This window comes from Corynebacterium sp. (assembly GCF_022712195.1).
In the GTDB taxonomy this organism is placed as follows: Bacteria; Actinomycetota; Actinomycetes; order Mycobacteriales; family Mycobacteriaceae; genus Corynebacterium.
The window spans coordinates 62,252-76,012 of record NZ_JALAGY010000087.1 but is presented as its reverse complement, the minus strand read 5'-3'; the positions used below and the strand labels follow the sequence as shown (position 1 = coordinate 76,012).

The window sequence follows — 13,761 nt, the reverse complement described above, 5'->3', positions numbered from 1 at the left end:
CGACCTGCACGTTTGTGGACATCATCAGCTTATCGGGTGCGATGTTCCACCCCGCGCGGCGTCCTGCCCCGGAGGTCGCCGGGCCGACGGCTAACCACCCAGGACGACACCCTCGCGACGCGGGTCCGCACCACCGACGAGCGTGCCGTCGTCCTGCCGCACGATGGCCGAGAGTCCACTGGACTGGTCCTCGGTACTGACCTCGTGTCCACGGTCCTCCAGGCCGGAGGTCAGCCGGTCCACGGCGTCCCCGCCGTCGCCGATGAGCGGGTTCTCCCCGCCGACACCGGTCTCCTCCGTGTTCCGCGCACCGAAGTTCGGCGAGCTCACGGCCTGCTGGGGGTCCATGCCCCAGTCGACGAGGGAGATGATCGTCTTCACCACGAACTGGGGGATCACCGCACCTCCCGGGGAGCCGAGCACCATGCGGACATCGCCCCGGCCGGTGTCGGAGGAGCCGTCGCCGTCGCCGCGGTCGAAGATGATCGTCGGCGCCATCGACGACCGGGGACGTTTCGCCCCCTCCACCCGGTTGGCCACCGGGTTGCCGTCCTCGTCGACGGCGTCCTCGGAGAAGTCCGTGAGCTGGTTGTTCAGCATGAACCCGCCGACCATGTGGAAGGACCCGAAGGCCGCCTCCACACTGGTGGTCATCGAGGCGGCGTTGCCGTCGCCGTCGATGACGCTGATGTGGCTGGTGCCGTTCTCCGGCTGGTCGGCCCCCTGCGCCACGGCCATCTCCAGCTCACCCGGCTCGGCCTCACCCACCGACTTCTCCGGGTCGATGCTCTCGAACCGGCTGCGCAGGTAGTCCTTGTCCAGCAGCGCGTCCGGGGAGTCTCCCGGCAGCGGGGTGAAGGCCGTGTCGGCGACGTAGGTGTCGCGGTCGGCGTAGGCCAGCCGTTCCGCCTCGCTGATGAGGTGCACGGCCTCGGGGTCCGGGACCGCACCGTCCGCGGTCACCTCCGACGGCGAGTACTTCCCCAGGTCGGCATTCTCCAGGATGCCCAGCGCGCTGAGGACGGTGATGCCGCCCGAGCTCGACGGGGGCATCCCGCAGACGACCGTGTCGCGGTAGGGCCCGCACACCGCGTCGCGGGTCTCCGGCGTGTAGGCGGCGAGGTCCGCGGTGCTCATCTTGCCGGGCGTGGTGCCGCCGTCCCGGCTGTTGACGCGCTCGACGATCCGTCGCGCCAGGTCTCCGGTGTAGAGGGCGTCGGCCCCACCGTCGGCGAGGGTGGAGAGTGTCGCGGCGTACTCCGGGTTCTTCAGCAGCTCGCCGGGTTTCTTCGCCTCGCCCCCGCGGTCGAGGAAGTAGGCCCGGGCGTCCTTGTCCCGGGCGAGGTCCTCGGCGGAGTCCGCGATGGAGGCCGAGAGCCGGTCGCTGACGCGGAAGCCGTCGGTGGCCATGGTCTCCGCGGGTTCCAGCAGGTCCGCCCAGTCCGTGGAGCCGTGCTTCTCGTGCAGGTCACCGAGGGCGGCGACCACACCCGGAACGCCGATGGAGCGTCCGGACCGGCGTGCGTCCGGTGTCGGGGCGCTGGTGTCCTCGCGGGACACCTGGCTGAGGTAGGTGCCCGTGGCGGCGACGGGTGCGGTCTCACGGCCGTCGATGGCGGTGAGTTCCCCGGACTCGGCGTCGTTGTAGAGGATGTAGCCGCCTCCGCCGACGCCGGAGGCCTGTGGTTCGACGAGCCCGAGGACGAACTGGGCGGTGACCAGTGCGTCCGCGGCGTCGCCGCCGTCACGCAGCACCTCGCAGGCCGCCTGCGTCGCCAGGGGGTTGGCGGTGGAGACGGAGAAGTTGTCGGTCTGCACCGGGACCATCCCCTCCCGGAACCCGGTGGCGATCTCCGGGTTGGTGGAGATGTCGCGGTCGCCTGCCCCGGAGGAGTCAGGGGAGGTCGGTGCGCTGGTCTCCGGGGCGGATTCGGTGGCCGAGGGCTCCGGCCCCGAGCCGTCGGCCTCCTCGCAGGTGTCGGGGGTCGCCGGTGCAGCGCTGGTCGACCGGCCGTCGCCTGCGCCACCGGACCCCGCCGTCTGCGAGGCGCCGGCGGCGTCGGTCCCACCGCCACCGTCGTCGTCGGGCATCTGGCACCCGGCCAGGAGAAGCGCGGCCGAGGCCCCGAGTGCCAGGACCGGTGTCCACGTCCGTCGTGTGCTGCGTCGCATTCCACTCATTCCCCGATACTAACCACACCGGACGTCGGTGTGTAGCCCCGGGAAAGGAGCGTCAGGCGGCGAAGGCGGCGACCACGGCGTCGTTGAACGCGGGCAGGTCGTCCGGGGTGCGGGAGGACACGACGGTGCCGGCCCCTTCAGGCCCCTCGCAGGTGTGCGCCTCCTCGTCGACCCACGTCGCACCCGCGTTGACCAGGTCGGTCCTCAGGCTCGGGAAGGAGGTCAGTGTCCTGCCCGCCAGCACGTCGGCGTCGGTGAGGATCCAGGCGCCGTGGCAGATGACACCCACGGGCCTGCCGGAGGTGACGACGGCGCGCACCAGCGACACGGCGGCCGCGTCGAGGCGGAGCGCGTCCGCGTTGGAGGTCCCTCCGGGCAGGAGCAGGGCGTCGACGGTCGATGCGTCGACGTCCTCCGTCGCGGCGTCCGCGGGCACCTCGGTGCCGTTCTTGCCGGTGATCGTCCCACCGCCGGGCGTGGCGATGAGCACCTCGGCCCCGGCGTCGGAGACCGCGTCGCGGGGGGAGGTCAGTTCGGAGTCCTCGAAGCCGTCCGTCGCCAGGACGAGGACGGTGCGGCCGGCGAGGAGCTCACGGCCGGAAAGGTCAGGCTGCTCAGACATTGTCGGTACCTCCTGTGGGGTCGATTACTCGTCCACCCACGACGGTACGCGTGGTGTCCGGTCAGTGTCAGAACAGGCCGTTGGGGTTCTCGTCGTAGGACCACAGCAGGTTCTTGGTCTGCTGGTAGTGGTCCAGCATCATCAGGTGGGTCTCCCGTCCGATGCCGGACTTCTTGTAGCCGCCGAAGGCCGCGTGGGCGGGGTAGGAGTGGTAGTTGTTCACCCACACCCGGCCCGATTCAATGGCCCGCCCGGCCCGGTAGGCCGTACGCCCGTCGCGGGCCCAGACCCCGGCGCCGAGGCCGTAGTCGGTGTCGTTGGCGATCCGGATCGCCTCGTCGAAGTCCTTGAAGGTGGTCACGGCGAGCACCGGGCCGAAGATCTCCTCCTGGAAGCAACGCATGGCGTTGTTGCCCTTGAGGATCGTGGGCTCCACGTAGAGCCCGTTCTCCAGGCCCTCGACGGTGCGCACCCCGCCACCGATGAGCACCTCGGCGCCCTCCTCCGGGCCCGACTTCAGGTAGCCGGTGATCTTGTCCATCTGCTCCAGGGACGCCTGGGCGCCGATCATCGTCGCCGGGTCGAGGGGGTTGCCCGCCCTGATGGACCGGACCCGCTCCACGGCGAGGTCGAGGAACTCGTCGGCGATGTCCTCCTGGATCAGCGCACGCGAGGGGCAGGTGCACACCTCGCCCTGGTTGAGGGCGAACATCGCCAGGCCCTCCAGCGTCTTCTCCCGGAAGGAGTCGTCGGCGTCCATGACGTCGCCGAAGAAGACGTTCGGGGACTTCCCGCCCAGCTCCAGGGTGACCGGGATGAGCTTGTCCGCCACCGACTTGTTGATGATCTTGCCGACCTCGGTGGACCCGGTGAAGGCGATCTTGGCGATGCGGTCGTTCGCCGTCAGCGCCGCGCCGGCCTCCTCGCCGAGACCGTTGACGATGTTGAGCACCCCGTCCGGCAGCAGGTCGGCGATGAGCTCGGCGACCAGCAGGATCGACGCGGGGGTCTGCTCGGCCGGCTTGAGCACGATGGCGTTGCCGGCGGCGAGGGCGGGGCAGATCTTCCACGCCGCCATGAGGATCGGGAAGTTCCAGGGGATGATCTGGCCGACCACGCCGAGGGGCTCGTGGAAGTGGTAGGCGACGGTGTTCTCGTCGATCTGGGAGAGCGTGCCCTCCTGGGCGCGCAGCGCTCCGGCGTAGTACCGGAAGTGGTCCACGGCCAACGGCAGGTCGGCGGCGAGCGTCTCACGCACGGACTTGCCGTTGTCCCAGGTCTCGGCGACGGCGAGCATCTCGAGGTTCTCCTCGAGCACGTCGGCGATCTTCAGCAGGACCCGCGAACGCTCCTGGACGCTGGTCCTGCCCCACGCGGGGGCCGCGGCGTGGGCGGCGTCCACCGCCTTGTCGATGTCCTCCGCCTGCGAGCGGGCGACCTCGGTGAAGACCTTGCCGTCGACCGGGCTGATGTTCTCGATGTACTGCCCGCCCACCGGGGGCACCCACTGCCCGCCGATGAAGTTCTCGTAGCGGGGCTTGAAGGATACGAGGGAACCCTCGGTTCCCGGTGCGGCGTAGGCGTTGCTGGCGGTTGCTGTGGTGGTCATGGCGTGGTGCCTCCCATGCAGGGGTCGTCGGTGGTGTCGTGCCACCGACCAACCTAACCCTTTTCCACTGTGATGACGACCACTATTTTTTCATAGTGTTGTCTGCGCCACGCGTGTCAGCGTGCTGCGGCACGGCCCCGCAGCAGGCCGTCCACGCCGAAGCGTCCTCCCGCGACCGCGCCGACGAGGGCGGCGCCGGCGGCGAGGACGAGGACCAGCTCGTAGCCTCCGTCGCCGACGAAGATCGTCCCGGCGGCCCGGTGCGCGAACCAGAACGCCCCGGCCATGTCGACGACCACGAGCACCGCGACCAGCGGTGTCAGCAGGCCGATGACGAGCAGCGCACCGCCGACCAGTTCGACGGCGGCGGCGAAGACCGCCGAGACCGTGGCGGCGGGGACGCCCATGGCGTCGAAGCCCTGGGCGGTGGCGTCGATGCCGTCGGTGAAGAACTTCTGCCAGCCGTGGGCGAAGAGGGTCACGCCGACCGCGACGCGGGCGAGGAGGATGACGATGTTGCTGACGGCACCGGTGGCGCCTGTGGAGGAAGACATGACGGGGACCTCGCGGCCTTTCGTACGGAGAGTGGTTGACACGTCAACAATAGAGGAAGTAGTTGACATGTCAACATCTTTCCGTCCCCCTGTGACGCAGCCCTCACCCGTCACAGACGCCCGGCGCGCACCGCCACCGGCCACGACACCTGACGCGGGCGGCCGTTGTCACCCCAGATGTCCACGATGTCCGAGGAGAAGTTCTGGAACAGGTCCGACCTGCCCTGCTGCTCCGCCTTCCGCACCGCCGACCACGTCCCGATGTAGCCGAGGAACGCCTCGCGGTCCAGGTCGGCGTCGATGCTGAGCTCCGGGGCCTCCAGCTCCTCGAAGGGGAACGGCATGGTCCGGTAGCCCTCGTCGACGTACCGGCGCTCCGGATCCCAGTACGGGCCGATCTCGTCGTAGTAGAAACGACCGAACCGCTCCTGGACGTCCTGGTCCGAGATCCGGAGGATCCCGTAGCTCACCAGCGCGATCAACGCACCGGGACGTCCGATGCGACGGGCCTCGGCGTAGAAGTCCGACAGGGAGAACCAGTGCGCCGCCTGCGCCGCGGTGACCAGGTCGGCCGAGGCGTCCGGCACCGGCAACGCCTCGGCGGACGCCACCTCGTAGCTGATGTTCGGGTGCTCCGCCGCCGAGGCGATCTGCGGTTCGCTCGGGTCGAAGGCCAGCACCCTGTCGAAGTAGTCCGCCAGCTGCACCGACAGCTGCCCCGTCCCGCAGCCGACGTCCACCGCCACCCCCGTCGCCGGCGTGTGCCCGGCGAGGAAACCTGACACCTGCGTGGGGTAGGACGGGCGGAACGTCGCGTACTCCGCACCGCCGGTGAACCAGTTGCTGCTGGGCGCTTCCCGCTTGTCAGTCATGGGCCCAGGGTACCGGGGCCGCGCAGAATCATACCCTCGTCATCCCCTCCCCGGGCGGGAGTCATACCCGGGGCTGACGACCCCGACGTTCGCCGATGGCAGTCTCAAGCACCGTGACCACCGTACACACGCGGAAGAACCGCATCATCGGACTCGACGTCGCCCGCGCCGTCGCCGTCATCGGCATGACCGCCGACCACTTCGGCCCGGCCGCCTGGGCACCCTGGCTGACAGGTTGGCCGTCGATCTTCTTCGCCTTCCTCTCCGGCACCTCCATGGCACTGATGACCGGACGCGGCCTCGCCGCCGGCGTGCCGACGTCGCAGATCCGACGACGCATCGCCGTCCGCGGCCTGATCCTGCTCGTCGTCGGCGTGCTGCTCGCCTCCGCCGGGCCGGACATGATCATCGTCCTGGCGACCCTCGGCACGTCCTTCCTGCTGTGCACCGCACTGGTCTCCCTCTCCGGCCCCGCCCTGCTGGCCCTCGGCGCCGCCGGAACGGTCGTCCTGCCGCAGCTGTCGTACTGGCTGCGGCGGAACATCTTCCCCCTCACCGGCGACGAACTCGCCGTGGTGCCCCGGCTCGACCACCTCACCTCCGTCGACGGGGCGGGCGTGGCGCTGCAGGCCCTGCTGCTGGACGGCATGTACCCCACACTCACGTGGCTGCCGGTGATCGTGCTCGGCATGGGCGTGATGACCCTCGGCGTGGACGGCGCGAAACGCCTCCGCTGGTCGGCGACCGGCCTGGCCGCGGTCCTGGCGTCCTGCGCCGTCACCTGGGTGGCGTACGTCCGCTTCGACGTGCAGCCGCTGATGATGCAGTACATGGACCTTCCCCTGCGCGACCTCGCCGAGGCGACGGGGACCGGCACCTTCGGGGCGACGGGGACCGGCACCTTCGGGGCGTGGCGCATGTACAGCACGTCCATGGGGACCACCTCGTCGGCGGGTGAACTGCTGCTCAACGGCGCGCATTCCGGCTCCACACCGGACCTGCTGCTCAACACCGGAATCAGCCTGGTCGTCATGTGCGCCTGCCTGTGGGCCGGCGATCTCCTGGGACGGTGGCTGTTCCCGCTCGCGGCGCTGGGCTCCTGCGCGTTCACCGTCTACGTGGGGCAGGCCGTCGTGTCCGCGGGGATCAACCACTGGCTCCCCGACGTGCACGACGAGCCGGGGGTCTCCCTGCTGCCGCTGACCTGCTACCTGGGAATCTCCCTGGTGTTCTGCACGGTGTGGAAGCACTTCTTCCGGCGCGGTCCGCTGGAGCAGGCGATGCACACGGCGTCGACCTGGAACCCCCGCCGGTAGGACCGTAGGTCAGGGCGCCGGGAACGACACCTCGTCGGCGGAGACGACGGCGGCGGTCTTGCCCACCCCCTCCTGGAACTGCCAGTAGAGGTTCGTGTGGTCGATGACCTGCTCCACCGGCGGCGCACCCCACCTCGTCTTGTCGCCGGCGGTGTGGGCGTCCGCCACCAGCGTGACGTCGTAACCACGGGCGAAGCCGCCGTGGATGGTGGAACGGATGCAGGCGTCCGTCTCCGCACCGGTGACCACGAGGTGCCCGACCCCGAGGTCGGCCAGCACCTCCTCCAGGATCGTGCCCTCGAAGGCGTCCCCGTAGGTCTTCGGGACGAGACGGTCCCCGTCCCGCCGCCGCAGCTCGGGCACGAACTCCCAGTCGTGCGTGTCCGGCGGCAGGTGCTCCGCCTCGTGCTGCACCCAGACCACCGGCACATCCTGCGCGTGCGCCCGGTCGACCAGACCTTTCACGGCGCCGACAACCTCGTCGCGGCGGAACGCACCGTCGACGACGAGGTTCTGCAGGTCAATGACCAGCAGTGCGGTACGGGGACGATCCTGGAATGCGGACATACCCGGAGTGTAGCCTGCGTCACATGACCGCGACGACCGTGAAGAGGGCACTGCCGTGGAGAACGGCGAACCCACGTCCGGTGTCGGGTACCGGGGACGCCATGCTCGCCCCCACCGCCGACCGACCGGCCGACTGAGCTACAGTTCCAGCCGCTCCCCGCGCCACCGGCGACGCAGCCACGCGTCGTGGGAGGCGACGACCACGGCGCCGGGGTAGGTCGGGACGGCCTCCTCCAGGGCGGTGACCAGCGCGAGGGACAGGTGGTTGTCCGGCTCGTCCAGCAGCAGCACGTCCGGCGGCGCGGCCAGAAGCACCGCCAGCGCGACGCGTCGCTGCTGGCCCAGGCTGAGCTCGCCGAGCGGCCGGTTGCCGTCTCTCGGGTGGATCAGCCCGAACGTCGCCAACGGCACCTGCTCGGCGAGGTCGTCTCCCAGCAGGTCGCGGTAGGCACGCTCCACCGTCCTGCCCGGGCCGCGTCCGGCGGGGTCCGGCAGCGCCACCTCCTGGGTGAGGTGCCCCACGCTCACACCCGCCACCGTCACCGTCCCGGACGACGGCGGCAGTGTCCCGGCCAGCACCTCCAGCAGGGTCGACTTCCCGGACCCGTTCGCCCCTGTCACCAGCAGCTTCTCGTCGCCGTTGACGGTGAGCGACGTCCGCGCCAGGCGCCCGTCGACCGCGACCTCGGTGGCGACGAGGACGGGTCCCGTCCTCGTCGCGGCGTCGCTGCGGCCCGCGGCCGTCAGTCCGGCGAAGGTCAGCTCCTCCGGCGGTTTGCGGACCTGTGCCTCCTCGAGCTTCTCCAGCCGCGAGCGCGAGTCGTTCACCCGGCGCGACACGACCTTTGCGTTGCGGTCGCCGTAGAACTTCTTGGTGATCTTGTTCTCGACCTGGATGTCCCGGTTGCTGTGCCCGAACGACTGGTTGTCGCGCACCCCGGCACGCAGCCGCTTCAGCTCGGCCTGCTCGTCGCGGTACTGGCGCTCCCACCGTTCACGGACGTCCCGCCGGGCGGCGAGGTAGTCGGTGTAGTTGCCGGTGTACCGGGTCACCCCGCCGTCCGCGCCGACCCGCGTCGGCGCGGGGTCCAGGTCGATCAGCGACGACGCCGCGACGTCCAGGAAGGCCCGGTCGTGGCTGGCGAACAGCACCGGCCCCTTCCACGCGTTCAGCACGCCGACCAGGTACTGCGTGGCGGCGTCGTCCAGGTGGTTCGTCGGCTCGTCCAGCAGCAACACGTCCGGACGGTTCAGCAGCAGCCACGCCAGGGACAGCCGCGCCCGTTGCCCGCCGGAGAGCTCCCCGGTGGGGCGCTCCAGCGGTACCGCAGCCAGGCCGAGCCCGGCGAGGGTCGCGGACACCCGGGCGTCTGTCTCCCAGACGTCGAGACGTTCCGCGAGGTCGAGGGCGGCGGCGTAGGCGTCGGCGTCGTACGGGTTGGCGGCTGCCTCCAGGTCGGCGGCGGCCCTACGCTCCGCGGCGACGGCCGTCTCCACCGCGTCGCCGACGCTCTCGTCGTCCCGGAACGGTGCCTGCTGGTGGAGCAGTCCGACGCGTGACCGTCCCACGTCCACTGTCCCGGCCGTCGTGGCTCCGGCGGGCAGGGACCCGTGCACGGCGTGCAGGACGGTGGACTTGCCGGCGCCGTTCTCCCCGATCAGGCCGGTGCGCTGCCCCGGCGGGACGGTGAAGGAGACGTCGGTGAGGACGCGAGTCCCGGCGATCTGGACGGACAGGCCGTCCACGAGGAGCGGGGAGACCGGGGACAGCGGCGACGCTGCAGAAGTGGAAGTGTGCGTGGACATGGGGAACTCCCTGAGTGGAGAAATGGTGTGTCCCACCGGGCAGGTGACGACGCCTCGGGCGTGGGACTGTTCAGGGGTTCTACTTCCGCATGACATCGAACCTAGCAGCGGCGACGGCCCCTCCGCAAGGGGCCGGGCGGCGCCGTCACCCCTCGAGGATCCCCTTGATGTTCTGCAGCGTCTCCGTGATCCCGTAGGTGGCGACGCCCTTCCGGTCCGCCTCCCGGGACTCTGCGTCCTCGCCGAACTTCTGCCGGAAGTAGGCCTCGCCCTCCTCCGTGAACACGGTGTACTCGGTGAGTACGGTGGCGTCCTCCCGACGGTTCACCGGCTCCATCCGGAACCCCCACCGGGTGCCGCTGGAGGTCACCCGCCAGCTGAACTCCTCACCAGGCCGGGCGGCGGTGACCTCGGAGACCGTCGACCACTCCCGCCCGTCCCGGCGGTTGTGCCCGGTGAACGTGGCCCCTTCACCCCGGGCGTCCGAGTCCCACCCGGCACGCCGGCACTGGGCACTCCACTCCCCTGTTCTCGTGACGTCACTGACCAGGTCGTAGACCTCGGCGGGGGACGCGGCAACGGTGACGGAATCGCTGATCTCGTAGGCCATGGTGTCCAGCGTAGTTCCCTGGGAGACGGACTACACCGCCCCGCCGGCGGCGAACTGACTGCGGTACAGCTCCGCGTAGGCGCCGTCGGCCTCCAGCAGCTGGTCGTGCGAGCCCTGCTCCACGATCGACCCGTCGACCATCACCAGGATGCGGTCGGCGTCGCGGATCGTCGACAGGCGGTGCGCGATCACGAAGGACGTGCGCCGCGCGCGGATCGCGTTCATCGCCTTCTGCACCAGCACCTCGGTGCGGGTGTCCACCGACGACGTCGCCTCGTCCAGGATCAGGATCTCCGGCTCCGCCAGGAACGCCCGCGCGATCGTGATCAGCTGGCGTTCACCGGCGGACACCGACCCGCCGTCCTGGTCGATGACGGTGTCGTAGCCCTCCGGCAGGGCGTGGACGAACCGGTCGACGTACGCGGCCTTCGCCGCGGCGATGACCTCGTCGTCGGTGGCGTCGAGACGTCCGTACCGGATGTTCTCCAGGATCGTGCCGTCGAACAGCACCGCGTCCTGCAGCACCATCCCGGTGCGCGAGCGCAGTTCCGCACGGCACATCGTGCGGGTGTCCACCCCGTCGACGAGGATCGCCCCCGAGGTGACCTCGTAGAACCGCATGATCAGGTTCACCATCGTGGTCTTGCCGGCGCCGGTGGGACCGACGATCGCGATGGTCTGCCCCGGTTCGACGTCCAGGTCGAGGTTCCGGATCAGCGGGGTCTCCGGCGAATACCCGAAGGACACGTCGCGGAACTCCACCCGGCCACGCCGCACCCCGGCTGCCGGCTCCGCCGACGTCTCCGGGTCCGGGTCCTGCTCCTCCGCGTCCAGCAGCTCGAAGACCCGCTCGGCCGAGGCCACACCCGACTGCACCATGGTCATCATCCCGGCGAGCTCGCCGAGCGGCTGGTTGAACTCACGGGAGTACTGGATGAACGCGGTCGCCGCGCCCAGCGACATCTGCCCGTTGGCCACCCGGAGCCCGCCGAACACGGCGATGACCACGTAGCTGAGGTAGTTGAGGAACTGCATCAGCGGCATCATCATGCCCGACAGGAACTGCGCCTTCGCACTGGCCTGGTACAGCTCCTCGTTGCGTTCGTTGTAGCTCACCGACATCTCGTCCTGGCGGCCGTAGGCCACCACCAGGTCATGGCCGGTGAACGACTCCTCGACATGGCCGTTGACCTTGCCGGTGCCGGCCCACTGCGCGCCGTACTGCTTCTGCGCCCGGGTGCCCACGATCGCGACCACCACCGCGGTCAGCGGCAGGGCCAGTAGCGCGACGACGGCCAGCTGCCAGGACACCCGGAACATCATCACGGTCACGCCGATGATCATCATCCCCGAGTAGGCGAAGTGGCTCAGCGCCTGCTGGAGTGCCTGCTGGACGTTGTCGACGTCATTGGTCGTGCGCGACAGCAGGTCACCGGTCTGCCGGGAGTCGTAGTAGCTCAACGGCAGCCGGTGGACCTTGCGCTCCACGTCGGTGCGCAGCTCCACGACCACCGCGACGACGATCCGGTTGAGGATGAACCCCTGCGCCCAGTTGAACACCCCGGCGACGAGGTACATGCCCAGCACGATCCCGATCAACCGGCCCAGCTCGGTGAAGTCGATGCCCGCGCCCGGCTCGCCGTTCCACACCGACAGCACGCCGTCGTAGATCACGTCGACGGCGTCGCCGAGCACCTTCGGTGCGTAGACCGTGAGCACCACACAGACCACCAGCAGAACGAACACCCACGTCAGTGCGATCTTGCGCGGCGCCATGAGCGCCACCATCCGCACCGCGGACGGCCAGAACGCCTTCGCCGAACGGGGTGCGGACTCGGCTCCCCGGTCAGCTTCCTCAGTGTCACTCATCGCTGCGCCTCCATCTGCGACTCGACGATCTCGCGGTAGGTCTCACTGGACTCCAGCAGGTCGTCATGGGTTCCGCGGGCGACGATGCGCCCCTTGTCCAGCACCAGGATCTGGTCGGCGCCGCGCACCGTCGACACCCGCTGGGCCACCGTGACCACCGCGGCGTCCCGGGTCATCGGGTGCAGCGCCGCACGCAACGCCGCATCGGTGCGCACGTCCAGCGCGGAGAAGGAGTCGTCGAAGACGTACACCTTAGGTGCCGCCACCAGGGCACGGGCGATGCACAGGCGCTGACGCTGCCCGCCGGAGACGTCCGTGCCGCCCTGCGCGACCGGCGAGGCCAGCCCGGCGGTCTCCCCGTCCCCACGGTTCCGGACGAACCCGTCGGCCTGCGCCACACGCAGTGCCTCCCACAGCTCGTCGTCGGTGGCGTCGGTACGTCCGAAACGCAGGTTCGACGCCACCGTCCCGGAGAACAGGTACGCCTTCTGCGGCACCAGGCCCACGTACCGGGCCAGGTCCCTGCGCGGCATGGACGCCACGGGCACCCCGTCGACGAGGACCTCGCCGGACGTCGGCGCGAACAACCGCGGGATGAGGTTGACCAGGGTGGTCTTGCCCGACCCCGTCGCACCGATCACCGCGGTCGTCTCCCCGGGACGCACGGTGAAGCTCACGTCGTGCAGCACCGGGGCGTCCGCACCCGGGTAGGTGAACGACACGTTCCGGAACTCCAGCTCACCGCGCACCTGCGACGGGGAGACCGGCTCCACCGACGGGTCCGCCTCCGGCTCGACGACCGACGGTGCGTGGCCGAGCACCTCCTGGATGCGTCCGGCGCACACGATCGCGCGCGGCAGCATCATCGCCATGAACGACGCCATCATCACCGCCACCAGGATCTGCAGCAGGTACTGCATGAACGCGGTGAGTGAGCCGACCTCGATCGCCTGGTCGGCGACCCGGTGCCCGCCGAACCACAGCACCGCCGCCGTCGCCGCGTGCAGCACCAGCATGATCACCGGCCCCATCAGCACGAACACCCGTCCGACGCGCTCGGACACCCAGGCCACGGCCTGGTTGGCGTCCTCGAAACGCTCCGTCTCGAACTTCTCGCGGACGAAGGCCCGGATCACGCGGATGCCGGTGATCTGCTCACGCATCACACCGTTGATGGCGTCGATGCGCTCCTGCATCGAGCCGAACAGGGGCACCAGCCGGGCGACCATCACCCCGACCACCACCAGCAGCACCGACACCGACACCCAGACCAGCCACGACAGGCCGGCGTCCTCGCGCAGTGCCATCACGATGCCGCCGACGCACATGATCGGCATGGTCACCATGAAGCTGAGGAACATGACGAACACCATCTGCACCTGCTGCACGTCGTTGGTGCCGCGGGTGATCAGCGTCGGCACGCCGAAGGTGCCCATGTCCTGGGAGCTGAAACGGTCGACGCTGCGGTAGACGTCGCGACGCACGTCCCGGCCCACCGACATCGCCAGGCGCGCGGCACACCACGTGGCCGCCACGGCCGCGACGACCTGCACGAAGGCGACGGCGACCATCACGCCGCCGGTCGACCAGATGTAGCCGACGTCACCGAGGGACACGCCCCTGTCGATGATGTCGGCGTTGAGACGGGGGAGGTACAGCGTCGCGAAGGTGGCGACGGTCTGGAGGACGAGGACTGCGGTGAGCAGCCCCGGATACTGTCGGGCGTAGGAGCCCACGAGCCGGAGTAGTTGCACC

At 70.0% G+C, this 13,761-nt stretch carries 11 protein-coding genes; 1 reads left to right on the top strand and 10 read right to left on the bottom strand.

Annotated elements, in window-relative coordinates; translation table 11 throughout:
• Window positions 1-90: 90 nt before the first annotated feature.
• The 5 genes from ggt to Q0A34_RS12230 all read right to left on the bottom strand — a co-directional run bounded on the left by ggt (window position 91) and on the right by Q0A34_RS12230 (window position 5,838).
• A complete protein-coding gene (ggt, locus tag Q0A34_RS12250) occupies window positions 91-2,181 on the bottom strand; it encodes a gamma-glutamyltransferase (RefSeq protein ID WP_291480279.1) in 2,091 nt (696 codons plus the stop codon).
• Between the two features lie 52 nt (window positions 2,182-2,233).
• Entirely contained in the window at window positions 2,234-2,803 is a 570-nt protein-coding gene (locus Q0A34_RS12245) for a type 1 glutamine amidotransferase domain-containing protein (RefSeq protein ID WP_291480278.1), read from the bottom strand.
• 67 nt (window positions 2,804-2,870) lie between these two features.
• Window positions 2,871-4,412 carry an aldehyde dehydrogenase family protein gene (locus tag Q0A34_RS12240; RefSeq protein ID WP_291480277.1) on the bottom strand — a complete coding sequence of 514 codons (1,542 nt, stop codon included), beginning with the start codon at window positions 4,410-4,412 and terminating at the stop codon, window positions 2,871-2,873.
• 116 nt (window positions 4,413-4,528) lie between these two features.
• Window positions 4,529-4,966 carry a DoxX family protein gene (locus tag Q0A34_RS12235; protein WP_291480276.1) on the bottom strand — a complete coding sequence of 146 codons (438 nt, stop codon included), beginning with the start codon at window positions 4,964-4,966 and terminating at the stop codon, window positions 4,529-4,531.
• 110 nt (window positions 4,967-5,076) lie between these two features.
• A complete protein-coding gene (locus Q0A34_RS12230; RefSeq protein WP_291480275.1) occupies window positions 5,077-5,838 on the bottom strand; it encodes a class I SAM-dependent methyltransferase in 762 nt (253 codons plus the stop codon).
• A 113-nt stretch (window positions 5,839-5,951) separates the two neighbouring features.
• On the opposite strand from Q0A34_RS12230, the gene Q0A34_RS12225 reads away from it, so the two are divergent.
• Window positions 5,952-7,154, top strand: coding sequence for a DUF418 domain-containing protein (locus Q0A34_RS12225; protein WP_291480274.1), 1,203 nt, complete (start codon window positions 5,952-5,954; stop codon window positions 7,152-7,154).
• Window positions 7,155-7,163: 9 nt separating this feature from the next.
• On the opposite strand, the gene Q0A34_RS12220 is transcribed toward Q0A34_RS12225, so the two are convergent.
• From Q0A34_RS12220 to Q0A34_RS12200, 5 genes are all read right to left on the bottom strand, one after another.
• Entirely contained in the window at window positions 7,164-7,721 is a 558-nt protein-coding gene (locus Q0A34_RS12220; protein WP_291480273.1) for an isochorismatase family protein, read from the bottom strand.
• Window positions 7,722-7,859: 138 nt separating this feature from the next.
• Window positions 7,860-9,527 carry an ABC-F family ATP-binding cassette domain-containing protein gene (locus Q0A34_RS12215; RefSeq protein WP_291480272.1) on the bottom strand — a complete coding sequence of 556 codons (1,668 nt, stop codon included), beginning with the start codon at window positions 9,525-9,527 and terminating at the stop codon, window positions 7,860-7,862.
• A gap of 145 nt (window positions 9,528-9,672) precedes the next feature.
• A complete protein-coding gene (locus Q0A34_RS12210) occupies window positions 9,673-10,137 on the bottom strand; it encodes an SRPBCC family protein (RefSeq protein ID WP_291480271.1) in 465 nt (154 codons plus the stop codon).
• Between the two features lie 30 nt (window positions 10,138-10,167).
• Window positions 10,168-12,006, bottom strand: a complete 1,839-nt coding sequence (locus tag Q0A34_RS12205) for an ABC transporter ATP-binding protein (protein WP_291480270.1) — start codon at window positions 12,004-12,006, stop codon at window positions 10,168-10,170.
• Window positions 12,003-13,760: an ABC transporter ATP-binding protein gene (locus Q0A34_RS12200; protein ID WP_291480269.1), complete on the bottom strand. Its 1,758-nt coding sequence runs from the start codon at window positions 13,758-13,760 to the stop codon at window positions 12,003-12,005. Before Q0A34_RS12200 ends, Q0A34_RS12205 begins: the two co-directional genes overlap by 4 nt.
• Window position 13,761 lies beyond the last annotated feature (1 nt).

Coding starts and splice junctions, on each gene's coding strand:
- ggt (WP_291480279.1), bottom strand. CDS start 2,181: ATGAGTGGAATGCGACGCAGCACACGACGGACGTGGACACCGGTCCTG.
- Q0A34_RS12245 (WP_291480278.1), bottom strand. CDS start 2,803: ATGTCTGAGCAGCCTGACCTTTCCGGCCGTGAGCTCCTCGCCGGCCGC.
- Q0A34_RS12240 (WP_291480277.1), bottom strand. CDS start 4,412: ATGACCACCACAGCAACCGCCAGCAACGCCTACGCCGCACCGGGAACC.
- Q0A34_RS12235 (WP_291480276.1), bottom strand. CDS start 4,966: ATGTCTTCCTCCACAGGCGCCACCGGTGCCGTCAGCAACATCGTCATC.
- Q0A34_RS12230 (WP_291480275.1), bottom strand. CDS start 5,838: ATGACTGACAAGCGGGAAGCGCCCAGCAGCAACTGGTTCACCGGCGGT.
- Q0A34_RS12220 (WP_291480273.1), bottom strand. CDS start 7,721: ATGTCCGCATTCCAGGATCGTCCCCGTACCGCACTGCTGGTCATTGAC.
- Q0A34_RS12215 (WP_291480272.1), bottom strand. CDS start 9,527: ATGTCCACGCACACTTCCACTTCTGCAGCGTCGCCGCTGTCCCCGGTC.
- Q0A34_RS12210 (WP_291480271.1), bottom strand. CDS start 10,137: ATGGCCTACGAGATCAGCGATTCCGTCACCGTTGCCGCGTCCCCCGCC.
- Q0A34_RS12205 (WP_291480270.1), bottom strand. CDS start 12,006: ATGAGTGACACTGAGGAAGCTGACCGGGGAGCCGAGTCCGCACCCCGT.